The 26,167-nt window shown below is 39.4% G+C and carries 18 protein-coding genes; 9 read left to right on the forward strand and 9 right to left on the reverse strand.

The window, feature by feature from the left end; translation table 11 throughout:
• Positions 1-10: 10 nt before the first annotated feature.
• Positions 11-4,576, reverse strand: a complete 4,566-nt coding sequence (locus KO02_RS15960; protein WP_038699860.1) for a SusC/RagA family TonB-linked outer membrane protein — start codon at positions 4,574-4,576, stop codon at positions 11-13.
• A gap of 305 nt (positions 4,577-4,881) precedes the next feature.
• Positions 4,882-5,547 (reverse strand): hypothetical protein, encoded by a 666-nt coding sequence (locus KO02_RS15965; RefSeq protein WP_038699862.1) that lies wholly within the window; start codon positions 5,545-5,547, stop codon positions 4,882-4,884.
• A gap of 864 nt (positions 5,548-6,411) precedes the next feature.
• Between KO02_RS15965 and KO02_RS15970 the strand changes: the two genes are divergently transcribed.
• Genes KO02_RS15970 through KO02_RS15985 form a run of 4 tightly spaced genes read left to right on the forward strand, consistent with a single transcriptional unit; the run spans position 6,412 to position 8,680 of the window.
• A complete protein-coding gene (locus tag KO02_RS15970; RefSeq protein ID WP_038699864.1) occupies positions 6,412-7,026 on the forward strand; it encodes a helix-turn-helix domain-containing protein in 615 nt (204 codons plus the stop codon).
• Between the two features lie 46 nt (positions 7,027-7,072).
• The gene (locus tag KO02_RS15975) at positions 7,073-7,420 is read left to right on the forward strand and encodes a type II toxin-antitoxin system HigB family toxin (RefSeq protein ID WP_038699868.1); all 348 of its coding nucleotides are present in this window, start codon (positions 7,073-7,075) and stop codon (positions 7,418-7,420) included.
• Positions 7,421-7,984, forward strand: coding sequence for a helix-turn-helix domain-containing protein (locus KO02_RS15980; RefSeq protein ID WP_038699870.1), 564 nt, complete (start codon positions 7,421-7,423; stop codon positions 7,982-7,984).
• A 30-nt stretch (positions 7,985-8,014) separates the two neighbouring features.
• Positions 8,015-8,680, forward strand: a complete 666-nt coding sequence (locus KO02_RS15985; RefSeq protein WP_051959989.1) for a DUF6624 domain-containing protein — start codon at positions 8,015-8,017, stop codon at positions 8,678-8,680.
• A gap of 438 nt (positions 8,681-9,118) precedes the next feature.
• On the opposite strand, the gene KO02_RS15990 is transcribed toward KO02_RS15985, so the two are convergent.
• Both KO02_RS15990 and KO02_RS15995 read right to left on the reverse strand, forming a co-directional pair.
• Entirely contained in the window at positions 9,119-9,364 is a 246-nt protein-coding gene (locus KO02_RS15990) for a hypothetical protein (RefSeq protein WP_038699872.1), read from the reverse strand.
• 731 nt (positions 9,365-10,095) lie between these two features.
• Entirely contained in the window at positions 10,096-12,462 is a 2,367-nt protein-coding gene (locus KO02_RS15995; protein ID WP_038699874.1) for an ABC transporter permease, read from the reverse strand.
• Positions 12,463-13,268: 806 nt separating this feature from the next.
• On the opposite strand from KO02_RS15995, the gene KO02_RS23635 reads away from it, so the two are divergent.
• The 5 genes from KO02_RS23635 to KO02_RS16015 all read left to right on the forward strand — a co-directional run bounded on the left by KO02_RS23635 (position 13,269) and on the right by KO02_RS16015 (position 15,633).
• Positions 13,269-13,691 (forward strand): MauE/DoxX family redox-associated membrane protein, encoded by a 423-nt coding sequence (locus KO02_RS23635; protein ID WP_144243346.1) that lies wholly within the window; start codon positions 13,269-13,271, stop codon positions 13,689-13,691.
• 36 nt (positions 13,692-13,727) lie between these two features.
• On the forward strand, positions 13,728-13,982 hold the full coding sequence (locus tag KO02_RS23640; RefSeq protein ID WP_144243347.1) for a hypothetical protein: 255 nt from the start codon (positions 13,728-13,730) through the stop codon (positions 13,980-13,982).
• Positions 13,983-14,577: 595 nt separating this feature from the next.
• Complete coding sequence (locus KO02_RS16005; RefSeq protein WP_038699878.1) at positions 14,578-14,799, forward strand: hypothetical protein; 222 nt, start codon at positions 14,578-14,580, stop codon at positions 14,797-14,799.
• A 102-nt stretch (positions 14,800-14,901) separates the two neighbouring features.
• Positions 14,902-15,138: a hypothetical protein gene (locus KO02_RS16010; RefSeq protein ID WP_038699880.1), complete on the forward strand. Its 237-nt coding sequence runs from the start codon at positions 14,902-14,904 to the stop codon at positions 15,136-15,138.
• Between the two features lie 264 nt (positions 15,139-15,402).
• Positions 15,403-15,633, forward strand: a complete 231-nt coding sequence (locus KO02_RS16015) for a hypothetical protein (RefSeq protein ID WP_038699882.1) — start codon at positions 15,403-15,405, stop codon at positions 15,631-15,633.
• A 164-nt stretch (positions 15,634-15,797) separates the two neighbouring features.
• Here the strand turns inward: KO02_RS16015 and KO02_RS16020 are convergent, their stop codons facing one another.
• The 5 genes from KO02_RS16020 to KO02_RS16040 all read right to left on the reverse strand — a co-directional run bounded on the left by KO02_RS16020 (position 15,798) and on the right by KO02_RS16040 (position 26,087).
• Complete coding sequence (locus KO02_RS16020; RefSeq protein WP_038699885.1) at positions 15,798-17,141, reverse strand: TlpA family protein disulfide reductase; 1,344 nt, start codon at positions 17,139-17,141, stop codon at positions 15,798-15,800.
• A 151-nt stretch (positions 17,142-17,292) separates the two neighbouring features.
• On the reverse strand, positions 17,293-18,069 hold the full coding sequence (locus KO02_RS16025) for a DUF4397 domain-containing protein (protein ID WP_038699887.1): 777 nt from the start codon (positions 18,067-18,069) through the stop codon (positions 17,293-17,295).
• 40 nt (positions 18,070-18,109) lie between these two features.
• Positions 18,110-19,522 (reverse strand): RagB/SusD family nutrient uptake outer membrane protein, encoded by a 1,413-nt coding sequence (locus KO02_RS16030; RefSeq protein WP_051959990.1) that lies wholly within the window; start codon positions 19,520-19,522, stop codon positions 18,110-18,112.
• Positions 19,523-19,544: 22 nt separating this feature from the next.
• A complete protein-coding gene (locus KO02_RS16035; RefSeq protein ID WP_158500306.1) occupies positions 19,545-23,144 on the reverse strand; it encodes a SusC/RagA family TonB-linked outer membrane protein in 3,600 nt (1,199 codons plus the stop codon).
• A gap of 312 nt (positions 23,145-23,456) precedes the next feature.
• Positions 23,457-26,087 carry a TonB-dependent receptor gene (locus KO02_RS16040; RefSeq protein ID WP_038699891.1) on the reverse strand — a complete coding sequence of 877 codons (2,631 nt, stop codon included), beginning with the start codon at positions 26,085-26,087 and terminating at the stop codon, positions 23,457-23,459.
• Positions 26,088-26,167: the final 80 nt, after the last annotated feature.

Below are 26,167 nucleotides of genomic sequence, written 5' to 3' on the forward strand. Positions count from 1 at the left end.
GATAATCGAATTAAAGGTTAAAATTAATACCTAACGAAACAGACATTGGATCTGGGATCTCCTCTCCATATTCAGAATCAAGACCTAATTTATTAGCCCGCCATATCGTTGCTGGATTCTGCACATAAGCATATACTCGCGCATTTTTAAGTCCTATACGCTTTAAACTGCTGAGATTATAGCTCAATTGAATATCGCGCAACTTAATCTGACTTGCAGATTCCACTAAAGGAGATGATATATAATACAGTTCACTCGCGTAAAGGTCATTAGGATAAGTAAAAGCAGGTACATTCGTATGTAGCTCGTCTCCTGGATGCTGCCAACGTAAAGCATAATCCGAGTGTCCCCTACCATTTTCGATGAACCAGCGATTATTAAAAGAACTCCGAAGAAACTTATGTCCGATCTGATAGGAAATATTAAAAGAAAATTCCAGATTTTTATAAGAAAAGTTATTCCGAAATGAACCAAAATAGGGTGCTTTCAATGAACCATGATTCTCCAAATCATCTATAGTTCCGCGATTCACAATCGCCCCAAAATCATTAGACACTTCTCCATCCACATAACCACGTGGCATTCCTGTTTCAGAATCCAAGCCTGCCCATTTATAGGTCAATAGACTGTACAAATCCAATCCCTCTATCGGAGTGAGCAACATACCATATGGTCCAGCTACATAATCTTTTCCTCGTTGACTCGTCAGATGTGATTTCTTCACAGTGGTTTTGTTATAAGCAAACACCAAATTAGTCGTCCAGTTAAAAGAATCTGACTTGATATTCAAACTATTGATTGAAATATCTACACCACGACCATCTAAATTTGCAGAATTCACATTCAACGAATTATATCCCGTGGTTGGATCAATCTTAGTTCCGGCTATCAAATCCTTTGGCTTTTTAATATAGTATTCGATAGAACCTGATATGCGATCCCTAAATAAAAAATCTAAACCTAAGTTCAACATCCCGACACGCTCCCAACGTAAATTAGGATTGGGTGGCGATTGCATACTCGCATATGGCTGGCCCGTGATATATTCTGGTGAAGACTGTATACTAATAATGGGATATGCTGCTGTACTGTTATTTACGTTGCCGTTATAGCCATAGGTCGCCCGCAATTTTAACATTGGGAATACCTGATCATTAATGAAGGCTTCTTTAGACAATAACCACGCACCACCCAAAGACCAAAAGGGTTGTCCCCGACCATTTGCTTTTACTCCAAATAGATTTGAAGCATCTTTACGCACACTTCCACTAAATATATAGCGACTATGATAAGTATAAGAAGCATTGGCAAAATACGAAGTATAGCGATTCGTATAGGCACCATTATATGAATAATCATATAAATAAGTACCACCTGCAATGCCATTTAAAGCGGGAACCAATTTACCAGTTTGCACAGGTTGATGGGTTAACAATTCAGGGTCATAACCCCAATAAACTGCATTTTGGCTCGTACTTCTAATCTGCCTCACCTCAGTCCCTGCGATTGCATTCACACTATGAAGATCATTCCAATTCTTGTTAAAATCCATTTGATACCTAACCTGATGGGTATCGTTGTTATTATGAGCAGTATTCAAATAATCACCTACTGGTAGGTTCCAAGTCACTTTATCGTCATCCCAAGATGCACGATAATTAATGGTCTCTCTCAAATGAACCGAAGTCATTCCTTGCCAGTTTTCTGTCGGTTGATATGCTCGTTGATATGCATATTGTATAGAGGCATTTAATGATGGAAGAAATTGATAATTGGCCTTAAAATTTAGAAACGTTTCCCGAATATTGGTCAATATATGTGTAGCATTCAACTCATCCAATGGTCTATACTTCGCATCAAGTAGGCGACCACCTGCTACTGTGTCTCGAAATATAGGGTTTCGAGGTATAGCATCTACGATCAAAGCATTACCATTTTGATCTGCCATTTGCATATAAGGAAAGTTCCCACTACCCCTTCCCATATTATTATAGCCAACCATATTGATTTGTGCTTCTTTTCTCTTGGACTCCGTATAAGTAACTCCCAGATCCAAGGTCAAATTTTTTACCGGACGTAATTGTGTATTATTCTTCACGGTCAATCGATTATAAGAAGAAGTAACCAAGTTTTCTAGATTCTTATCATACCCAACAGAAAAAGATGTATTCATTTTTTCCGAACCACCTCGCAATTGTACATTATATTGTTGGTTTACAGACTCGCGGTAGATATATTTCAAAAAATCTTCTCGCATATCAATATTTCGTAAGGCATCCAATTGTGTATTCATATCCAACTCACTCAAACCACCTTCTTTATGCCTCTTTAAAATTTGAATAACTGGTGTCAAACTAACATTATACCGATTCATCCGGCTATTCCAATAGCCTTTATCAAACAGTTCTTTTTCTACATCGATATAATCCGATGTGTTCATCTGTGGATAGTAGTACAAATCAGGTTTTTGGGCTATCGTCACATTACTATTTACAGATAACTGAAATGGTTGATTATATTTACCTCGTTTGGTCGTGATGACAATAACGCCATTCCCCGACTGAACTCCCCAGATAGAAGATGCTGCTGCATCCTTAAGCACGGTTATGTTTTCAATATCGTTCGGATTGATATTATTAAAATAGCCATTCAATAAATCAAAATTATTTACATAGGGGACGCCATCCACAACAACGAGAGGCCATGATTCAGATTGCATTGTACTCATACCCCTCACATTAATATTTAATAACTTACCTCTATTGTTTGAAAACATTTTAGATGATGATATACCCGACACCACATCTTCCAATCTACTTACAAAATCTGTTGACACTTTCCTGTTGAACAACTTATTATCCACAAACTCAAAGCTCCCCGTTGCTCTTTCTTTCGGGATTTTTTGGTATCCTGTACTCACCACCTCCACTTCTTCAAGCTGATTATCTGACGCAGTTAGTTGCATAGACAATATAACTCCGGAAGTGTACTCCTGTTCCACTGTTTTGTAACCGATATTGGTAAATTTGACCTTTCCTTTTCGGTGGGCTACAGTTATGATGAACGAACCATCATTCTTGGTGGATATCTTGATATTCTCGGCTTCGACGCGTACTGATACTCCTTGCAAGGGTTTATTGTCCACTGCGGACATTACCGTTCCCTGCAGTACATAGTTTTGTTTGCTCTGAGCTTGGCTAATTAAAGCTCCGAACGTCAGCAACAGCAGTAAAATCGGTGCAATCGAAAACCTTGCTGCACCAAAGAAACGGACAACACCTTTATTTCCAATAGCCTGACCGACCCTTTGTATCAAGTTTGAATTGATTTTTAAGCGCCTTAAAGAATTATCACGCTCAGCATGAGTAAATACTTGACTTAAAAATTTAGAAGCCTTAAAAGAGCTTATTTGAGATAACGCACCCTTCAAGCTCGAACTACCTGATTCCCGAGCAGAAGACACTCCGATGGTACTAATCCCCGTACCCTTCCAGTAGCTTCTCAGTACCTCTTTGGTACCTTTCCAGTAGCTTCGTAGTACACTCCCAGTACCTTTTCGGTACCTTCCCCGTGAACTAACAGTACTTAAACCGTACATTCTGGGTACCGGGTTCGTGCTTGCTTCTAACCTGCTTCGGACCTCACCCATCCCTTGCACACCTCCGACACATCCCACGCACATCGGCTGCCCAAGAAAAGGTAATTGGAAGGTAATTAAAAGGTATTTAGCAGGGCGTATATTCTTCGAATCTGGTACGAATACAGTACGAAGCTGACCCGAATTTGAGAACAACCTATCCTCACTAACTCCTTTCTTGTCACCGACCTTATTCCCCCTTTCTTCTGACCTTATTCTGCCATTCTTCGGCCTTTTATCCAATTTTATTCGAGTTGGCTTTGAGTTTTCATACTGTTTGACTCGAAGAAAATTCGAAGCCAGCTCGAAGCCCACTCGTAGCAAGTTAGAAGTTGATACGAAGTTGGTCAGAAGTTGATTAGAATAAACCACCTCCCTTGCTTCCCCTCTGTTTACTTCAGCACAATCCTCTGTTTCGGCTCTGCTCTTTCTCTGCCTATCCTCTGCTGTTTCTTTACCGGTTACATGGTGTTTCTCTGCTATTTGTTGCAGACTTCCTTGCTTCTTCTCTGCCGTTTCTCTGCTGATTTCTTGGTATTTTCTTGCCTTTTCTTCGGCTCCTGTTCGAGGTTTGTTCGAGTGTCCTTCGACACTTGTTCGAGACCGCTTCGACACTTGTTCGGGTGTTGTTCGACTCCGCTTCGACTGAGCTTTGGGAAACTGTCGAACAACGGTCGAAGAACTGCCAAACGAATGGCGGGCCAATCCCGAGATAGGTACACAGCTATTCCCAAGAATAGACGAGCTACCATCAGTCAAACATTGGCTACTAAAACGCACACTAGTTGCATGTGCAATATTATTTTTAAGCGCAGATGCAGCTGTAGGACATCGACGTGCTATCCCTAGCTTACTGCAGCTGTTTTTTAGATAATGAATGGACTGGAGAATACCCTTAAAATAGGTATGTACTCTTCCACCCCTAATAAAATTTTTCATTTTTTCGTAAGGTTAAATTATACTTAATGGAACGAAAGAGATCGCTTCGCTAAGTATTTAGGACTTAAAATTTGACGTTTACCTGAGGGTAATAGACATCCAGGATAGCTTCCAATCGAAGCTAGTCAGGTGTCCATAAGCTTGCGCTCAGGCTATAATAAAGTGATGGAATCGAAAAGCGTTATACGTCTGTCGTTAATTTATCATAATTGGTTATCAGCACGCTTTCATCGATATAAAGTCATCCTTGATGACTTGCACCCCTACCTAATTAAGGCGGAACTTTTGTCTGTTTTAACATGGTATCAGGAAGGATTAACTTTTCTAGTCTTCATAATCATCATCAACTGCTCATCCCAAATGAGTTCAACGGACTCGCCATCATTGGTCAAAACTGGTCGACTGCCTTGAACAACGGCCAATTTCTCGACTCTTACATCTAACTGAAAGTGTTTGTTCATATCGTTCAATATCCGCTGACGGTATTCTTCGCGCTCAGTTTTAGCAGGTACAGACAGTTCGTAGCAATAGCATGGCGTTTTTACCAATTTATCATTGGGTACCAGCTTTTCGCGCTCCTCACCAAGCACTAATATCCGATTGGTCGGAAAGTCTGCCGGTAAGCCTAACGCAAATAGGTAAATCTCATAGAGTTCCATACTGATCAAGGATATCCGCAGTACATCGGTACTGTCATTGCGCACGACCATACTGAATGATTCCGTAGCCTCCAACAAGTCTATCAACAGCGAATAATAGGGTTGTATTGGGCGCTCGCCCATGACATACTGCAATGATTTTGGAGATAGCCCCTTCACGACATCAAACCTCAGTTCCTTAAAATATCGTTCTGGTAAATCTGTTATCATAACTGGTTTTTTAATAATTGGAACAGGTATTTCACTCAAAACAAAAGACATATCTTCCCCTGAGGCTAGTACATAACTATCCCCGTTGCAAGTTTTTTGCATGATATTAGTGTTTAATTGAGCGCGAATGGGGAGCTAAAAATTAGGCACTATGCTCCCTGTTCAACCGATCAATAGTTAATAAATAAGGTGAGAAAAATGCAATTGTACGTCTTCGTTACGTGTTATAATGGGCTATCAGTATTGCATCTCATAATAATAAATAAAAAACCATTCACATAAGTATAGATAAACTATACCATATTGCATTAGAATATTTGGTAATCTAATTCTTTAGTGCTACTTTTAAAGTGTCTGACGCTTGAAAGAGCATTTTAAGAATTATTAACTAAATAAGGAATTGCTATAGCATGAATCGGTAAAAACCGTAATCAGGGTTTTATCTTTTGTACGGTTAAATACAATTATAAGTGCAATCTGCTCTTGCCCCTTTTTGTTTTTATTTCCAAGATTTCTTCATTCAGGTGGAAAGATGGTGTTCTTTGGCGGTGGTGAGCAGTAAAACCTACTCGCCTGATCTTCGATCCGGTAAATGGGGCTTTGAATTGGTTTTTTAATCGTTCTCATAATTTATTTGTTTATGAATGAACGTTGATTTTATTGAAGATTAAGAACCACTTATAAAATAAATAAGGGTGTCCTCACAACTTCAGAACCAAGGGGACCAACCCTACTATAAATTTCTTTATAGTTACCATCTGAAGTTCACGTGAGAAGCACCCTATAACTTTAAGTAAAGATAATAAACTTTTTAAGCATAGGGCGATTTCACGGTTTCTTCATTGGTAATTTGGTCTTTTGGTATGAAAAAACATCGTTCATCAAGGCTATTAGCCGTGATAATTAAATCGCTTAAACAAATATAGTAAAACAAATAGATTAAACAAAATAATCTAAACTATTTTTATGAAGACAGAAATGGAGTACAAAGTTGAATTTGGCAAACAAGTTAAAAAATATCTTGATGCATCTGGATTAAGTGAAAATGACTTAGCAAAACTGCTTAATTCAAGTATTAAAAATGTAACAGAAATAATCAGCGGTAATGTTGGACTAACCATTGACAAGATGATAAAAATAGGTAGTATATTTAATGTTACATATTATAATTTAGCTAATCCAAACTTCCCTCTTCCTAATTTCACGGATTTAGATGAACTAACAAAAGATTTAATCGAAAAAAGAAAAATTACAGGTGTCAAAACTATAGATAAGAATCATGCACTAGCCAATGAACTTAACCGATTAATAAAAGAAGGAAGCTTAAACCAACCAAATACTGCAAAAAATCTTCTGACCCATATGACTCCTTCCTTATGGAATAGAAATCCAAGTGAAATCACAAGTTTACTGAATAAAGCACCTCGAAATGAAAGTATTGTTTTAATACGGCCTATAAAGGGTCTGAATTATTACATTCATAAAGATTTTAAGGGCAAATACGCTACGCTGTCCGATGAAGAAATCTTAGCCTTGGTCGTACCGTTTGAATCACCAGATAATGAAAAGAATAAATCGTAAGTTCGGATAAATTCCGAACTTTTGTTGTATATTTGCATAGATTCTTATGAGAATTATAGGAAAGAAAATACTTCTAAAGTGTAAAAAGAAGAATATTGGCAATAAATTACTTTGCCAAGAAATCGATAAATTAATTGATGTCTTAGAATTATTTGAACCATACAAAACTAAACAAACCATCAAAGATTTAAGACCTGATGCTGACTGTGTACATAATGATGGCTTTTATTTCTTTGACATTCACATTCATAGGACACTTATATTAATTGAGCTGGACGATGAAGGAGAAGCCACTATCATGTGGGCTGGTACGCATCAAGAATATGATGAAACATTCAAAAACAACAAATCGACCATTGAAAAATGGCTTCGAACTAAAAACTACATAGACTAAATGAAAACACATTTTGACATTGAAAAGTTAGTAGAGAGTAATTCAATATCTAATGAATTGGATTATGAAAGAGCTTTGATAGCTGACAGAAAACTAAGATTGCTATCTAAGGAAAGTGTTCATTTTAAAAATTTGAGATCGAAGTTACGTGATTTGATTGAAGCTTATGAAAATGTCGAGTGGAACGATGTCAATAATATTAGCGATCAAAAACTAGCTGAAAGTGATAATTACGAACGCATTGCGGAATTTGAAAGATTATTTATCGATAACAGAAAGCAAGAAATACGAAAAAAACTTAAGAAGTTAGAACTAACGCAAGAAAATTTAGCTACAATTTTGGGGCATAAAAGCAAAACACACATGTCAGAATTGATCAATGGTATCACACCTTTTACTCTTAAAGATCTCGTGATAATCAATCGTCTTTTAAAGATTGACTTAAATATTTTAGTTCCAAATTTTCTATCTCAAGAAGAACAGATGCGTGTGAAAAATGCTGTGAATACCTTAAATAAACCAAATATAAAACTCAGTAGCGATGACCTTGTAATGTCCTATTGAGTAAACAGAAAAACCAAATTATAAAACTTGATGAGAAAAGCACTATTCATATTAATTATTAGCTACTTAGGTATTTTAAAATCTTATGCTCAAGTTACTCAATTTGATATTGACAGTACCAAATTCACAAAGGATATAGCATTGCAGCTTGACTCTGTTTTTTTAAAAGATCAAGAATTCAGAAAACAATACATACAATTGGCGCAAAATGGTGCTGATGAAAAACAGTTATCGGTAACAAGAAGTAATATGAGAAAGGTCGATTCTCTCAATCTCATAACAGTGACAACACTACTTGATAATGAAGGCTGGCTTGGTCCGCAAGATGTTGGCATGTTTGCTAGTCAGGGTTTATTTCTAGTAATACAGCATGCAAATCTAGCTACACAAGAAAAATACTTTCCTATGATTGAGAAAGCTGAGAAAGCTGGTAAAACACTTTCAAGTAATCTAGCGATATTGAAAGATAGAATTGCAGTCCGCAATGGTGAAGATCAGCTATATGGCAGTCAAGGGTTTACTGATAAAACAACTAAGAAAAAATTCCTCTACCCAATAGTTGATGTTGATAATCTTGAAAGCCGCCGAGTATCTATGGGACTCCCTCCAATGGATAAATACCTGCCCGGATGGGATTTAAAAAAGTATAAAATGGATTTACCTGAGATAAGGGAAGCTGTAAAAAGGTTGAAATAGTTGAAAATATCTAATATAAGACCTAACTAACTCTTTGTTTAAAAACTTGATATTCCAAAATGGAACTTCAAGTTGGGGATGAAGACGGAAAGTCTAAATATTTATATTGCTCTGCCATATTTAGTACATGTTTGCGTTACGGGTTTAAATTAGGCCCTTATCGCAATTAAAAACTTAAAATTGGACTCAAAAAAGAATAGATTCATTATTAATATCTAAAATTTGATGGTTCTTAATTGGTATTGAAAATAAAGCTGGAAGAATTTGAATCACCCTATCTTCCTCTAAGTTTACACAGTGATGAAAGCGTAACACATACATCTATGGTTGCATAATTGGTATAAATCTTTATTATCCTCGATGCACATTAAGTAAAAGAGGAAATTAAACAGAGTCGTGGTGTCGTAATGATCGATGATCTTGACCTTCACTTGCATCCTACTTTAGGCATAACACTGCACCTTTCTTAAGATTAACTTTACTTTTAACACGCACTAGCTTTTTGATGATTCGTTTTGAACCATCGGCATATTTTTCAATAATATGTCCATCTTCAACTACCTGAACAGGTAATTCTAGTGCTTTATTTTCTCTATTCGCCACTAATGAAGCTTCTCTAGCTACTTTACTTAATAATAGACGATCAAGTCTTTCGTGAGTTCGTTTTAAAACTACTGATTCCATAATAACCTCCTATATCAAATATACTAAAAAAATTGGGCACTATAGTCTAATCTGACTATACAAACATCTGTTGCAATATGGCTTTCTTAAAATGTTTAGTCTGCTGTATTCAATAAGATTACCACAACAGCATTCAATAAGATTACCACAACAATTAATTATTTGGTCACCAAAAGGAAATAATAGCGCTATTTCATTCCCCAGTAATACGTTTTCCTCAGAAATCCTTTTATTTTCAGTGGCAATTTAGCTCGCTCTTCGAGCCTTTTATCAATTCCAGAAGCTAATTCTGCTGACATCCCAGCTTCTCTTTCTTGTTTTTTAATTATTTTTATAAACCCCTATGTTGATAGTGCCTCCAGACGATTGGCAAATCAATAATTATAAATTATGTTGTTTTGAAACTACAATTAACAGAATAATTGTAGTTTCAAAACAACAATTTACAGCTATATTTATCATATACGAACAACAATATGGAAGCGCTTATCAATTTTCAGGATAAACTAGAGAAACCGCCCCTACCTGAACGTAATAAGATTGGTTATAAGGTCGGTAAAGTAGAATAGATGGAAAAGCAAAGCCACATCTTACGACGTGGCCTTCACTAAACATATGAAATTAACTTAACTTACTTGTACAAATTGATGGATTGAGATTCTTTCCAGTTGCAGCAATGAAAATGCCTATAGCTTTAGCCATTTTCTTTTTGTCAACATCTACCTCAAACATCATTCGTCTTTCAATGATGTGACCGGGTTGGACAGTGCTGCTTTGATGGCATGTGTACTTACCGTAATGAGTGCCAATACTAATATGCCCGTTCCCGATAAAACAAAAATACTCCAACCAATTGGTACTCGGTAGGTATACATTTGGAGAAAGAAACGATCTGTAAATAAATACGAGATCGGGAAAGCAATCAAACAGGAGACCAAAACCAATATAACGAACTCCATGGATAGTAACCTCGCAATAGAAAATACGGAGGCTCCCAGCACCTTGCGTATTCCAATTTCCTTCTTGCGATTTTCGGCCATAAATGCCGATAGTGCAAACAGACCTAAACAAGAGATCATAATGGTGATCATCGTAAACAAACCTGCCAAAACACGATAACGCTGTGTATCTGTAAATTTCTGAGCATAAGCTTCATCTAAAAAGGTATATTCAAATGGATATTCGGAATTATACTTTTTAAATATGGCTTCTGTACGTTCCAGTGCTGCTGAGGTTGTCAAAGAAGGATTAAATTTGATATGCACGATATTAAACCAACCGTTTGCACCCAAAATAACCATGGGAGGAATCGCTTCAAACGGAGAATTTAATATAAAATCCTTTATAACACCCACAACTTTCCAATCTTGACCACGCTGCTGGACGAGCTGCCCCAGTGGGTCTTTAAATCCCATAGCTTTCACCGCAGATTCATTGAGTATAACCGCAGCGGAATCAGAAGCATATTTTTGAATATCAAAATCTCGTCCGCTCACTAGTGACAACCCAGCAGTCTTGACAAATTGATCATCAGCAGAAATCATATCGAAGATAATCTTATCATTTTGATCTTTACCTTGCCAACCAAACCCCCAAGTGCTACTCCAATTTTCTGTAAGTGGTGAGCTCGTTCGGGTAACTGATTCGGCGACACCGCTACTGAGTAATTCATGTTTGATCAATGCCATATTCTTCTTAATGGCTCCTTCTTCATAAAGATAGATGAGGTTATTCTTATTGTATCCATTTTCGCGATCTCTTCCAAACTCCAATTGTCGTTGGATATTGAGCGTACATATTACTAAGGCAATGGCTACTGTAAATTGAATCGCAACGAGCAATCTTCTTGGGCTAAAGGTGGCATTGCTGTTTTTAAATGTTCCTTTCAATACCTTTGCAGGCTGAAAAGAGGAAAGAAAAAAAGCGGGATAACTACCTGCCAATAATCCGGTGATAAGGATAAATCCGAAGAAAGAAATCCAAAAAACAGGTTGTGTAAAATCAATCATTACCTTCCGGTCTAACAGCTCATTAAAGGCCGGCAGACATGTCCATACAATTAAAAGTGCTAATGCGCCAGCTATAAATGCCATCATGATCGCCTCACAGAGAAATTGCAAAATAAGTGAACGGCGATAGGCTCCAGCGACTTTACGTACGCCAACCTCCATTGCCCGTTTCTCACTACTGGCAGTACTCAAATTCATAAAATTAATACAAGCAATCAATAAAATAAATCCGGCAATATACAGGTAGGCCTGAACCATATCGATCTTTCCTCCGACCATTTCTCCATTGACAAATTTGGTGTACAGCCACCAATCTGGTAGGGCTTGAAGGAATAATTTCGTATCCCCTTTCCCCTCTCGATGTTTGGTCGTAATATCTCGAATTTTTGTATTGATTGTAGCAAATGAGGTTCCTGGCGCAAGTTCAAGATAGGTAATTACCGTATTGTTTCCCCAATGCTCATCCGACTCTCCTTTTTTTTCCATATAGCTCCAGGGCATGAAAAATTCAGCTTCGTTGAAACGCGTATTTTTTGGAGTGTCTTTCATCACTACTGTTATAATAGCTGGATCGGCATTCTCTAGCTTCACCGTTTTTCCGATGACATCATCCGAGCCGAACAGGCGCTTGGCCAATGATTGCGTTATAACGATATCTGTAGGATTGATCAACGCTTGCTTTTCGCTTCCCCTAACCAAAGGGAAGTCAAACATCTGAAGAAATGCAGAATCAACAAATACACCATGCCCTTTAAGCTTTTTACTGTCGGCAGTCAATAGCATCTTTCCCACATCCGAATAACGGCTGACATTTACTATTTCGGGAAACTCTGCTTTTAGCGCCGGTGCCAATGGTTTTGGTGTTAAAAACATCGTGTTGATCTCACCATTAAGGTCGATGTTGGTTCCTACCATATGCAACCGATCACGTTTGGTATGGAATCTATCAAAGCTTACTTCGTTTTGAATCCATAATAAGATCAATATAGCTGCCGCCATTCCAATTGCCAAACCACCAATATTCAATATGGAGTACCCCTTATTTCTCCATAGGTTACGCTTGGCTATTTTAAAGTAGTGTCTTATCATAATGGTCTATATTTTGTCCGTGTTCCACACATGTTAATTAGGTTAATCATTTCATCTGAATTGTATTCAGCAATAATTACAGCACTGGCAAAATAATAGCCAAAACCACAACTCACTAATTATAAGAATATTAAAAATAAATTTATGAATAAAAGTGTACGCTTCCGAACATCGATTGTTCGGAAATGAACATCGATTATCATCTTGATTAGGATAAACTGGTATTGAAAGAGATATTCATTTATAATCATCAAAAAAGCCGTCTGACCCTCCCCTCCTGGTCAACATCCATCGTATCGGTAAGCATCACTGTCAAACGGTAATACAAAGCAACCACTTCCTCAGGTTTATCTACAGCTGTTTCACCTGTAAAATAAGACCTCGGTCGAAAATCAACATTCTCCTACACCTGCTCCACGAATAGCCACTTGCCAGCTAGGCTATTGTCTACATGGGAGAAATCCACTGCTATAAGTAGAATTTCGGAGGAATAAAATCTTCAAAATAAACAAGCAAAATTTCAAACTTCCAGATTTCACGCAGAATTTCGCATTGCCACAATTGCGGTGCCGCAATCAACAGAAAACTAAAAAAACTTCCACCATCGAAGTGACATTTATTGAGTAATAAGATTTACATACCGAAATACAATAAAAAATGCTCATTTGTAACAATAAAAGTGTCGCATTTCTTACATTTTTTTTGCAACAGATGTAACAATAAAAATGTAAGAAATGCGGTAACGCTGCCTCTGTTTTCCTCTTTACCTTAGTCTTAGTTTAAATCACCAAATAAAAACTGACATTATGATTGCGACTCTTATTACATATATCATCGTTGCCCTGTTCGCCCTTCTTTGGGCGTACATAGCGGTACCAAAATTTGCTAAGCTTAAATCGTTTGGTGAAATATTGGGATCACAAGCAATACCAAAATGGACTGTTCCGATTTTGACTTGGTTGATTCCTATACTAGAAATTGCTGTTGTTTGTCTGTTGCTGTTTCGGGAGACCATGCTGTTGGGCTTGTACTTCTCCTTCGGATTGATGTTGATCTTCACGCTCTATGTCTCCGGGATTATTTTTCAGGTCTATGAGCGCTACCCCTGCCCCTGTGGTGGATTCTTCAAACACATGACGTGGAGGAGACATCTCAAGGTCAATATTTGGTTGACAGCAATTGCCCTAGTGGGCGTACTATTAGAGCAATTTAATTTATTTAGAAACTAAAGTTTACGCTTTTTGATGTATAAAAGCACCACGATTATGCCTTGGTATTCATACACCCCCTGCTGCAAAAATGACGGCGACCCGAAAGATAGAAACCAGTACACCCTACACGGGAATCATCCACCACACTGTGAAGGCCATGTGATGGTCTGTGCCATCCAAGCGATGGATGACCATAAAAAACCGATCATTACCTGTGATCTAGAGGAAGAAATCTGTTGCGCATTGGAGCACCATAAAAGCACAACCAATGTGTTGTTAAAAGGAAGTGACTGTAATGATTGCGATTGACAGTTGAACGCTGCTGTAGTTGAATGATTTAAATTGAAAAATTTAGATTGATGATGTTGGCCCCATACCAATGCTCAGAAGAGTAAATGCTGGTACGGCGACTAACATCAGACAAAAGGCACAGTGTATAAGATAAAAGGGCGACGCTGAAAACCCGATAATAGAGTAGGCTAAAGAAATTAAAGTTTATGCTTTTTGATGTATAAAAGCACTACGATTATGCCTTGGTATAAATATCAACCTCCAATTCCTTGCTATTGTAATCCATGTGATCCCAATAACTATATACTATATGGAAGTATCCCACCTCCATGTTCACCTCCAAAAGATTTTGTTTGTGCAATACAGGCATTAGATAATATGGGGAAACCCATAATTACCTCTTCATTATGTTCAGAAATTGCTAATGCTCTTCAAAATAAAATAGACACCACGAACGTACGCTTAAAAAGTACAAATGCATGTCTATGCTAAAAACTATTATTTAAGATAGTAAATAAAATTTGATGAAATAAGGAGAACGCCGAAAATCCTGAACAGAGTAGGCTAAAGAAATTAAAGTTTATGCTTTTTGATGTATAAAAGCGCTATGATTATGGCTTGGTATAAATACAATGGAGGACCGGTATGTGATCCCAACAGCTATACACTTGTTGGAAATGCCCCCCCTTCCTGTCCAAATCCAAATATTCGTCTCTGTGCTATACAAGCCTTTGACAATATGGGATCGCCAATTATCACACCTGCATTGTGCGGTGAAATTGGAACAGCGCTACAAAATAAGACGGAAAGTGTAAATGTTTTACTCTGTCCTTAATATAAGTATTGAAAGAATAAAAAGGGAGTATGTCGAAAATCCAGAACAGAGTAGGCAACCAATTAAAGTTTAGGCTTTTTGATTTATAAAAGCACAACGATTATGCCTTGGTATCAATTTACTCCTCCGGGAATTCACAAAGATCCTACAGATCCAAATCAGTATACGTATTATGGAAATGTACCATCACCATGTGCTGGGTCCAATCTTATTCTCTGTTCTATTCAAGCATTTGATAATATGGGAAAACCTATTATCACAGTAGCGCTTATCTCTGAAATAGCGATAGCATTGGAGAACAAAACAACTACTGTCAATGTGTTTTTAAAGCCTTCATAGGTATAACGCTTCAGAATTCCTTTACACTTTTCATTACTCGAGTATATAAAAGTGTAGCGAATGTGTAAACTATTGCTAAGACGTAAAAATATGATTAATAAAAGACGGTTAACAACAATTTTAAATACACAAAGCTAACACATTAAAAATGGAGAAGGCCGAAAATCCATAATCGAGTAGGCAAAGGGCGAAGCTGAAAACCCTGTAAACGAGTAAGCAACCAATTAAAGTTTACGCTTTTTGATCGATAAAAGCACTATTATTATGCCTTGGTATTCATTCACACCAATTGGAACACCTGATGTTTCAAATCCAAATCATTATACTCTTGTAGGCAGTACACCTCCTTCATGTCCAACACCAAACGAACAATTATGTGCTATTCAAGCTTCTGACAACATGAGTAAACCGATTCTTACAGACTCGTTAATTGCGGAAATTGGAAATACTGTAAATAACAAAATAGAAAGTACAAATGTACTATTGAAACCATAAGGGAGGGTTAAAATAGATTATTCTGTGTGTAAAAACAAATTATTAAGCGTTTATAAAAGCGCTCTTAACATTCTGGCTTAGCCATGCTGCCCACGCGCAGCTTAAAAAAAGAAACCCTGAAATTTATTTTGCAGGGTTTCTTAATTATACCAACAGCAACCAGGCTATTTGACATCTGAGATGACCCGAACCTCAATCTCACGCTCGGCTTCTATCAGATCCAAGCCATGGCGCTGTATCTCCTTCCGGAACCCAGCGAGGGTACCATCACTTGGCATAATATTGAAGTCTACATCAAACCCTAATCCTGTTTCATCAATCGCTGGTGGATATTTTTGAGTATAATCTAAACTCATCATCACCAAAGCGGGAATTGACATTCCCCCCTTTCCTTTTGGTAAAGTATCAGTAAGTGGTTTATTGGTTTTCACAAAAACCAAACATTTAACCTTGCGTTTTTCATAACGCCCATTAAGACCAAATCTATTGTTCAAATCCTTTAAAGCTTGTTTTGCCAATGCTTGTTTGTCGACCAGCCCTTGCTTTTCCATTTCATAACAGAAATGGTTTTTTCGATCCCATACGACTTGATTCTCTTGGTCAACATTACGAAAACGGGATACATCCTTAACCTCTAATATGCGACGCGCAGGATGAGGGAGGTAAGGTAATTTAGTGGCATCTTTCACCATATCTCCCTCTGTAACAAAAGGTTTTGTGGCATATAATAGAATTTGATAAATGGAAGAAAGGTCTTGATTAAAAAAAGCAAGACGGCTAATATTTCGTGCGGTATCTTGTTTATAAAAAAGTCCGCCTAGACCAATCTGCATCGAATTGGACGTTCCTGTCAGTACTGAATAGCCGTAAAAGGGTGATTCACTTACTTCTGTCGACAAGCCGTCCAAGCGCATCAGGGGATACATCGGGTCAAAGCTATCGTTTTTCAAGGGCCAATTCACGGTTTTCCCATCCAATACTTCCTGAATATTGGTACTTGTAATATGCTCATATCCCGTAATGGCCATCACCTTACCCTTAAAGATCCAAATCACATGGGGGTTGGTCTGATAACGGAAATAGGAGCGCAAAATCCGGTCATCAACAGCAGAAGCACGATGTACAGGTGGATTATATTCCTTTAAGAACCGATTTTTATTAAAAAAATCAACAATATGATCTTTCGATTCCCAGGTAACAGATAACAATTTAATTCGATCTCCAAATACACGCTGTAAAGAGTCCAACTTGGGCATGCTGGCGATACAGGTACCACAACTCCGCTCCCAGAAATCAAGCACCAATAACCTATCCTTATAATCCGAAGTGTGGATGCTACGTTTATCATCATTGATAATATTGTCAATCAAGATATCGGGAACCTGATCTCCGATTTTCAATTCGGCAATACCGGGAACAAGTGCTGGTCGACCATATTTATCTTTTTCCTGCGCCTGTGTAATACTTGTTAGTAATAAAAGAAAACAAATGACTGTTGTTAATTTCATAATAAAATTGTTTATATACTTATAGGTTCTTTGATTGGATAGATTCCCTAGCTATTGAGATGAAAAATCTTTATATTTAGCTTCCAGCTGAGCTGCTTAAAGAAAGAAACCCTGCAATTTATATTTGCAAGGTTTCTTGTATTTTGATTTACTATTGATAAGGGACAACCACTATGCGAAAGTTGTCTAATGCGGAAAGTCCAGGAGTATTATACACCCCCATCACTACAACTGCTACTGATTTAAAACGATAAGAACTTGCACTAAAGGTATAGGTAGCTACGAGCGAATTATCTGCTGAATTTCGAATTTGAAAAGTAATGGTATTCATACCGGTCCTAGCTGGATAGGTTTTGAAATCCGTGAATTGCTGATAGCCCAAATCATTTGCTTCCAGTGCCGTATTATTGAGTATATTGATGTCCAATTTCGGGCCTGATGATGACAGATTGACAAAACGGATATTGACGATGCTATCCGCTGAGGGGGTAGGTTTCCCCGCGTCGCGAATCACATAATCTGGAAAATTACTTTCTTCCTGAAATACGGTTTTTAAATCTGTTGGTGTACCCGATAGATACCAGGTATACACTTTCCCTTCACTCAACTGAGCGACCTGATTGTACCACATGTTTGTGGTATCACTGAGGGGTACGACCTGAAAAACTGTACTTTGGTCAGTCGGAACAATAAACATCTTATTCAAAGTAGATCCACCCAAAGCCTGGTTATCACGGATGCTGCTCCAGTTTATTTTCTTTGCAGATACATTGACTTTGGCATTACCCCCTGTCACGACGGCATTAATCACATTTACCCTGGCTAGGCCCGCCTCTGCCTGCAATACCTTTTCCTTTTGACAGGAATACAAAAATAATCCCCAGAAAAAGATCAGGAAAAATCTTATTACTTTAAATATTGTTTTCATAATGTTCAATTTCTTTTTAATGAAAGCATTTCAGCCATTCTTACCTCGGATTCTGTTCCATACCGGTCAAGTCGATGACTTCCCGAGTCGGAATCAAAAGTGTATAACGAGGATCATTGGGTTGCAGTGGCGTATACGATATGGTATTCATATCCCGACGTAGCGTAACCGCAAAAGCTGGGTCTTTGTTTAAGCGTCGTAAATCAGTCCAGCGCAATGTACGGAAGACCAACTCCTTTCGACGTTCTGTTAAAATCTGAACCAGTGCATTATTAGCACTGCTTGCAGTTCGGTTGATATAAGGTGGTACCATACGTTTTGCCATTAAAGTATTTAGATCATTCATGGCCAATCGAGTATTGCCAGCTCTGGCATAACACTCCCCTCTGATCAGGTATATTTCATTGGTCGCTAAGCCCATAAACAAACCAGAACTCTCCGTACCGTCATAATTTCCCCTAAAACCAATTATTCCGTTTGGTACACCATTCCATTCCATTCCTTCTCCGAAAAAGACTCCTTTTCGCCTGTCAGTTGCCGAATAAGAATCATACAAAGCAGGATCGATTCGTACCATTCCTGGAGCAAGTGTACCGTAAATTGTAACCGCCTGAAAAATCACTTCGGCATTGAATCTCATAAAGGATGGACCGGTAGCACTGCTATTGACCGTTGTGGAAGTTGCAGGATTACTTGTCACATTATAATCAATCAAAGTAGACTGCAATTTCAAGCATTCATCCGCCATCTTTCCGGCATTTGCATAATCTTCCATAGACAGGTAGGTCCGTGCTAACGCACCATAAGCGGCAGCTTTAGAAGGGCGTGCTTTGATCTTAACCTCTATCGGTAACAAAGATACTGCTTCATTCAGATCAGCCGTAATCCGATCATAAATCTGCTTCACTGTTCCTCTGCTCGATAGCTCTTGGGGATTTGGAGTCACGCGGATTGGGATACCAAGGTCCGTACCTGCTGTTCCGACGGTATAAGGTTTACAGAAGAGCTGTGCTAAGCTATAATAAGCAAAGGCGCGAAAAAACAAAGCGGCCCCTCGAATCATCTTATAATTGGGGTCGGTTGTAGAAAGCTTTTCCAATGTGCTCAACACCAGATTGGCATTGTAAACAACCTGATAGCCTTGAAGCCATTGCGCAACGTGCTCTCCCTGTGGATGCCAAACGTAATTATTTTTATTTTCTGCTGTATTATTTGCATCTGGAAGACTTTCATATACAGCATCGGTAAAATAATAGCTGTCCGATGCTGCTTCCCCATGGTCCGGATAACCGGCATTCATTCGAGAATAATCATCCAATAGTGCCTGACAATCGGCCAGCGTAGTGGGAGTTACCTGTGCTAGATTCGGTCGCTGATCCAGAAAGTCTTTTTTACATCCTGTCTGCAAAAATAGCAACAAGATGATTATGAATATTAATTCGTTCTTCATCATAATTTCTATACATTAATTCCTGCTAAAAACTTGCATTAAAACCTAAAGTAACCGTTCGGGGTGCGGGCGGTTCCAATAAAGATGCTGGGTCAATTCCAAACTTGTTGGCCCGCCAGATAATCCCAAGGTTATTCATAGTACAATAGACCTGCAGACTTCGCAGAACCTTATTAGCTATAGAAATCCGGTAGTCCAGACGGATGTCCTCCAAGCGGATATGATCTCCTGAAAATACGCGGGCTGAGGATGATCCGTAAAATTGGTCACGAAATCCATTATTTTCGCCAGGTCGAATGGAAGGCACTACTTCCAGTTTCGTTTCATCACCCGGCTTTTGCCAGCGATTCGCATAATCCATACTCGGGAACATTCTATAGCCCCACAGACTAGATGGACCTGAATAACCGCGACTCAGTTTATACTTAAAACTATAGCGAATATTGGCTGATAGGGAAAAAGATTTCCATTGCAGAGTATTGCGGAATGCCCCGTTATAGAGTGGAATAATAGAACCCTGATTCTCCAGATCCTGAACTTTTGAATTATTAATTATTTCGCTATAATCCTTCGTAATATTACCATTTGCATCATAGCCCAGTGGATCGCCGGTCTGCGGATCCAGACCTGCAAAACGGTAAGTATATAGACTAAAGGCATCTACCCCCTCCCGATAAGTAGTAGATCTGAGATTACCATCACCATAAACTATATAATTGCGGGCATTATCGGCGCGAGGCAAAAGATATTTGGTCACCAGATTTCGGGTATAAGCGAACAGTAAATTGCTGGACCATCTAAAAGGCCTGCTTTGCAGGTTGATGGATTGCAGATTTGCCTCAAAACCGTTGGTTTTCATATGTGCAGAATTCATCATCATACTCTGATAACCCGTACTGTTATCTACAGGAGTAGGAGCTATCAAATTGGACGAACGTTTCTGATACCATTCCAGCGTACCCGATAACCGATTGTTCCGCAGGCTAAAATCGACACCAAAATTCACCATGCCCGTACGTTCCGGTGCTAAATAGGGATTGGGAGCTTGTCCGACCTGGGCAAAATTGAGACCTGTGGTACCATTTGAAGATGGATTATACATTATTATTGGATAGGCCGCAATCGTGTTGTTGATGTTGCCCATATAACCATAGGTCGCCCTTAGCTTCAAGGTCTGTAACAGACCAGGTGTAAAGAAAGTTTCCTCATACAGGTTCCATGCCCCACCGATGGACCAATTCGGTTTGATCCGATCACTCGCGGCTATGCCATAAATATTAGCCGCATCGTTTCTACCGCTGACAGTCAGTGCATAGCGCTTATCGTAACTATACGAAGCATTCATAAAGATAGAGGTCTTCCGATCAATAAAAGAGGTTTGAAGGGATATGGGTAAATTAATAACAAGCGTTCCTCCATCACCATTTACATAAGGAAGTGGAGTCCCATAAGGTACAGAAGAGAACATCATTGGATCTGAGTTATAGCCATACAACTTATTTATATAGGGGCTACCATCAATCTTAGCTTCACTTCGTTCAAAACCAACAAGGGCATTAACTTCATGTACTTGATGGAAGGTCTGGTCAAAATTCAATTGTGCCCGTAAAGTTTTCGAGGTCCGCGGTTGAGATGTTTTACTAATCGCATCACCAATGGGTACATTGAAAGTAGCAGGAGCTGTTAAATCGGTTTTACTATAAGTCGCATAAGAATTGATAAATTCCCGCATGTACCAGGAATCGCGACTTAAAAATTGGGTCATATCATCGGTACTTTTACCATACTGATAATTGACGCTCGCTCTTAAGGCCGGGATGATAGTATAATTAGCTCCAAAGTTCATCAAGATGTCTTGCGTATTGCTTTCGCTATAATTGGTCTGGATATCGTTGAGTGGAAAATAACGCCAATCCAATAAACGACCGTTTCCAGCCACCCAGCGATACTTGTGATTTGAAACGAGACTCAAGCTTGGATTAATTAATTCCAGCGGATTTCCAGTATCATCCGCTAATCGAAGATAAGGTTCAAATGGAAGTTTATTCATGACTCTTTGTGGTCCATCCATTGTAGCAGGAGCATGATATAGGCCATTGGTATAACGAATATCAGTACTTAATTCCAGATTTTTTATCGGCTTGAAAGCCATGCTGCTCCGTAAATTTTTTCTTCGGTAAAAGACATTCACCTCGCTATCCGTATTGTGATCATAGCCACCCGATAAAAAATAAGAAAACTGCCGACCACCACCAGAAAGATTGGCGGAATATTGTTGTAATACAGCCTTACGATACAGGTATTTGGAGATATCTTTTCTTCGGTCATAGTTTCGATAAGCATTAATCTGTGCATCAATGGCAGCACGACCTGCTACATCGCTCACAGCTAAAGCGCGTTGTTGTGCCAATAAAGCAACCACGGGTGATATCGGCATGGACCATACCGTTGGATCATCGACATACCAATCGTTAACACCACGTTCAAAATTAGACTTCTCAATATCAATATAATCCGAGCTATTCATAAATGGTCCGTAAAAAAGATCTGGCCGTTCTTTGATGGTCACATTACTATTGACTGAGATACGCAACGGCTGATCAATTTTTCCTTTCTTGGTGCTAATGACAATTACGCCATTACTGGATCGGCTCCCCCAAATGGAAGCAGCAGCGGCATCTTTCAGGACAGTCACGGATTCCACATCATTAGGGTTAATATTGTTGATGTCACCTTCATAAGGAAAATTATCCAAAATGACCAAGGGTAATCGCCCAGGTGTACCAGCATCAAAGGGTGTAGCCATCTCCAAGGTACTAATGCCTCGAACCTGCAATTGCCCCAAAGCATTAATCTTTCTTACTCCTAACATGGTATTTCCTGAAGGAGCCCTATAAGTCGGTGGACTATCCACCGATCCAAAAATCGTACTGACCGTCAGTCCTTTCAGCCGTGTAATGACATCGGGCCCTACATTTCGATTGAACAGTTCATTGTCCACATGTTCAAATGAACCAGTAGCCCGCTCTTTCGGTAAGGTATAATATCCTGTACTTAAAACATTGGCCTCCTGCAATTGATTTTCAGACATTCGCATGATGACTTCGACAAACTCCTTAATATTTGAGATTTTGACCGTCCGAGTATCATAACCCATATAACTGATACGGATGTTCGCATCAACAGGTACATTAGTTAATGTAAACATACCAAATAGATCAGTTTGGGTACTCTGATTGGCTCCTTCTACAGAAACAGAAGCACTTTGCAATGGTTTACGATTTTCATCGAGCACCTTACCTTGAATGGTACGCTGTTGGGTATCTTCCCTAGATTTTGACTTAATCACCACTGTTTTATCAGAAATGGCATAAGAAAAAGGTTGGTCGTTAAATAAGCTTTCGAGCACGGCAGCCAATTCTAAGTTCTTGGCTTCAATATTCACTTTACGCGCATCTGTACACAAACCTGCTCCATAGAGAAAATCGTACCCAGTCTGCTTTTTCAATAGACTGAAGACTTGCTCTAAGGAAACATTCCGTTCTGATAAGGATACTTTTTGTCCGTAAGTGCTCCCACTTGCATGGAGGCAACCGATAAGGAGTAAAAATGTCGTTATTTTCATAACAAGCATAATATGGGGTGACAGCCAGCGTTGCCGCAACCCTTGTTTAAAATAAAAATAATCCATACTTTTGGGTTAGTTGGGTTTAATAGGTAAATTCATTTTAATGCGTTTGTTGACCCGGCTATTTGGCCATGCGTATGCGCGAACATACCGTGGCTTTTTTTGTGCCTACAGGCATTTAATCCGATCGGAAAATGAGCTGTTTTTTCATCTTTGGTTTGTTTTTAATAATCGTTCGTTCATAGATAGGTTCCTACACAGCAACTTATCCCTAGTCAAAAAGAACAACTTTATAGATAAGCCTTATTTTTATCCACCAAAACGCGATAGATTGTATTTCAGAGTCAAGAGGACATAGCGTCCCACCCGATTGCTGGTCTGTTGCGTAATACTATTCGCAGTGACCAACAGATTAACCGATTGCTGTTGATCCAAGAGGTCGTAACCATGTAATTTCATACTCAACTCTTTCTTTGCAAACAAAAATAATTCGACATAGGCATTGATTAATATGGGGTTCTTGATAGGAATGCTATACCCAGCATTGATCCGATAACTACCATCTGCCCCAATGATCAGTCGTGGACTGATTGTCCAGCGAGCATCAGTTCCCATATCCCAGCTGTATGTACGTCTACTTAAATCACTGTTTAACTCATAGCTGCTGTTTGCATAATCATAACTAAGATTTACGGCTCCGCGGATTTTTTTTCTATTGAGTGCCAGACTGAGAGACTGGCGTAGGGATATGGTACTGTTGCCTCCCTTTTGCCCACCTACAAAAACCATCGACCGGTTCTTATTTCCATATGTACCCCATCGCAATTGATAATATTGCGCAAATGGTAGGGTCACATCATAGTTGGCGCTTAGATTATAAGCGCCATTGGCATTTACATAATGGGTCTCTTGCTTGAGACTATGGAGCGTGTCGGGCAATAGCAATACATTGCTCACGACTTGGTCTTGTACAATGCTTCCGCTCAAAGTCAGATTGTAGGTATGCCCTTTCACAGGGTTCACTCGTCCCAGATTCAAACTAAGCCTGTGCATCTGTGTCGGTTTCAGATTGGGGTTACCGATGGTGACCTGCTGTAGGTTGCGAACATCCTGCAAGGGCATCAATTGTTGCACAGAAGGAGCTGAAGCAGTTGCTGTATAGTTCAGCTGCATGCTGTTTTTGAGTGATGGTGCGTAGCGAATGCTTGCAATAGGAAATAGGTTGAACATCGTATATCCTACATCCGCCTGCTGTCTACCTTCGGTAGCATGCATACGGACTGGCAACATCCTCAAACCTAAGCTATACGCTAACTTGGGTGCATCTACCCGATAGCTCAGCTCCAGCTGATGGGTGCTGAATACTGATCGGAAATCAGTGCTCAACGAATCGATACGCTGGAATACCCCCGCTTGATCGCTGTTTGTTTCCATAACCTGATCACTTGTTCTGAACGAATAATCATAACCAATATCCAAGCTGCGCTTATGCTCTGCTGTTGCATGGTCATTGAGTGGTTCGGTATATTTCGCAGTAAGCCCAAGTGTGGATTCCCCCCGATCTGCATCCAGCAAGCGGATGCTGACAGAATCTTTTACGGACTCGCCCGTTGCTTGATCGTAAAAACTTAGCTGATCTTGGATCGCACTCTGCTCTTGTCCGCCCTGTACACTCCCGGAAAAGCTGGCGTTCAAATTACGGCCCAGCTTTTGCATATTCCGGCTCCAGGATAGGGATAAGTTTCCACTTCTGTTTTTCAAATCGCTCAGCATCGTATTGTCTAGATCCTGCACGATGGCACCAGTCTGCTTGGAAAGGATGTGCGTTTCATTTTTACCAGTAGCACGCTGTCCTGTTAATTGAAAATTCCAAAAATCTTTTTTCCCGCGTGACTGCAAACTAAACTGTACTTGCTGATCTTGATTCTCATTGTCATTGCTGTTCTCCATCCGGTTATACAGAATCCCATTGCTAGTGCCGCTCTCGGTGTAGCTCTCGAAAGCTCCTGTTCTTTGGTTCATATTGAGTCCATAATTCCCGTAAACATTGCTCTTGTCCATGGAGCGTCTGTAATTGGTGCCAATACTTGTAGTTTGCTGGTTGCCACCCTCGGTGCGCGTCTTTTGGGAATTGGCATAAGCACTCAGTTGGTGCACATCCAACCATACATTACCCTGAATCCCCGCGCCAAACAGATTTTGTGTGTTCGCAGAAGTTTGAGCATCGCCGAAGATGCCTTTATTCTGTCCATCCTTGATGACAAGATTGAGCATCTTCTGAGGCTTGCCTACCTTGACTCCTGTAAAATTAGCCTGATCACCATAGTCGTCAATAACTTGGAGTTTGGCTATAATACCAGCGGGAAGTTGCTGCAAAAAATCCTTGACATTATTGGTGAAAAAATCCTTACCATTGACGCGTAGTTTGGTTATAGACTCGCCCATAGCGGTTACATTGCCGTTGGCATCGATGCTGATACCCGGGAGCTGCCGCAACAGGTCTTCCAGTCGATCATGCTCGCCTATCGTATAAGCGGCTGCATTGTATTCGACCGTATCTTTTGCGACCCGTATGGGGTCGGGTGCTTTGACCTGTACTTCTTCCAGTTGCTGTATGGCTGGATAGAGTATGATGCTTGGCAACTGATAGCCATTTTCTTTGGCAGTATAGTGCATGCTCCGTTGGTAAGCACGATAACCCATACTGCGTACTGCGATCTGAATAGTTCCTTTCGGTACTGAGCGGAAACTAAAGTGGCCATTTTCGTCAGTTCTTGCACGCAAACTATCGCTGCCTGTAACAACCTGAACGGTTGCTCCTGCTATACCTACTCGCAGTGAATCGGTCACCTGTCCGCGCAATTCAAATTGTTGTGCAGATACGTTAGTAACAAAGTATAATTGTATTAAGAGAAAACAGAAAAATAGGAGTTTATTCATTTAATGATAACTAACACATACCCTTCAAAAAAACCGCAAGGGGCTCCCCCCTTACGGTCATTAAAAAAGCTACATACAAA

The sequence above is a fragment of the Sphingobacterium sp. ML3W genome (assembly GCF_000747525.1).
Classification (GTDB): domain Bacteria; phylum Bacteroidota; class Bacteroidia; order Sphingobacteriales; family Sphingobacteriaceae; genus Sphingobacterium.

Coding starts and splice junctions, on each gene's coding strand:
- KO02_RS15960 (WP_038699860.1), bottom strand. CDS start 4,576: ATGAAAAATTTTATTAGGGGTGGAAGAGTACATACCTATTTTAAGGGT.
- KO02_RS15965 (WP_038699862.1), bottom strand. CDS start 5,547: ATGCAAAAAACTTGCAACGGGGATAGTTATGTACTAGCCTCAGGGGAA.
- KO02_RS15970 (WP_038699864.1), top strand. CDS start 6,412: ATGAAGACAGAAATGGAGTACAAAGTTGAATTTGGCAAACAAGTTAAA.
- KO02_RS15975 (WP_038699868.1), top strand. CDS start 7,073: ATGAGAATTATAGGAAAGAAAATACTTCTAAAGTGTAAAAAGAAGAAT.
- KO02_RS15980 (WP_038699870.1), top strand. CDS start 7,421: ATGAAAACACATTTTGACATTGAAAAGTTAGTAGAGAGTAATTCAATA.
- KO02_RS15985 (WP_051959989.1), top strand. CDS start 8,015: ATGAGAAAAGCACTATTCATATTAATTATTAGCTACTTAGGTATTTTA.
- KO02_RS15990 (WP_038699872.1), bottom strand. CDS start 9,364: ATGGAATCAGTAGTTTTAAAACGAACTCACGAAAGACTTGATCGTCTA.
- KO02_RS15995 (WP_038699874.1), bottom strand. CDS start 12,462: ATGATAAGACACTACTTTAAAATAGCCAAGCGTAACCTATGGAGAAAT.
- KO02_RS23635 (WP_144243346.1), top strand. CDS start 13,269: ATGATTGCGACTCTTATTACATATATCATCGTTGCCCTGTTCGCCCTT.
- KO02_RS23640 (WP_144243347.1), top strand. CDS start 13,728: ATGCCTTGGTATTCATACACCCCCTGCTGCAAAAATGACGGCGACCCG.
- KO02_RS16005 (WP_038699878.1), top strand. CDS start 14,578: ATGGCTTGGTATAAATACAATGGAGGACCGGTATGTGATCCCAACAGC.
- KO02_RS16010 (WP_038699880.1), top strand. CDS start 14,902: ATGCCTTGGTATCAATTTACTCCTCCGGGAATTCACAAAGATCCTACA.
- KO02_RS16015 (WP_038699882.1), top strand. CDS start 15,403: ATGCCTTGGTATTCATTCACACCAATTGGAACACCTGATGTTTCAAAT.
- KO02_RS16020 (WP_038699885.1), bottom strand. CDS start 17,141: ATGAAATTAACAACAGTCATTTGTTTTCTTTTATTACTAACAAGTATT.
- KO02_RS16025 (WP_038699887.1), bottom strand. CDS start 18,069: ATGAAAACAATATTTAAAGTAATAAGATTTTTCCTGATCTTTTTCTGG.
- KO02_RS16030 (WP_051959990.1), bottom strand. CDS start 19,522: ATGATGAAGAACGAATTAATATTCATAATCATCTTGTTGCTATTTTTG.
- KO02_RS16035 (WP_158500306.1), bottom strand. CDS start 23,144: ATGAAAATAACGACATTTTTACTCCTTATCGGTTGCCTCCATGCAAGT.
- KO02_RS16040 (WP_038699891.1), bottom strand. CDS start 26,087: ATGAATAAACTCCTATTTTTCTGTTTTCTCTTAATACAATTATACTTT.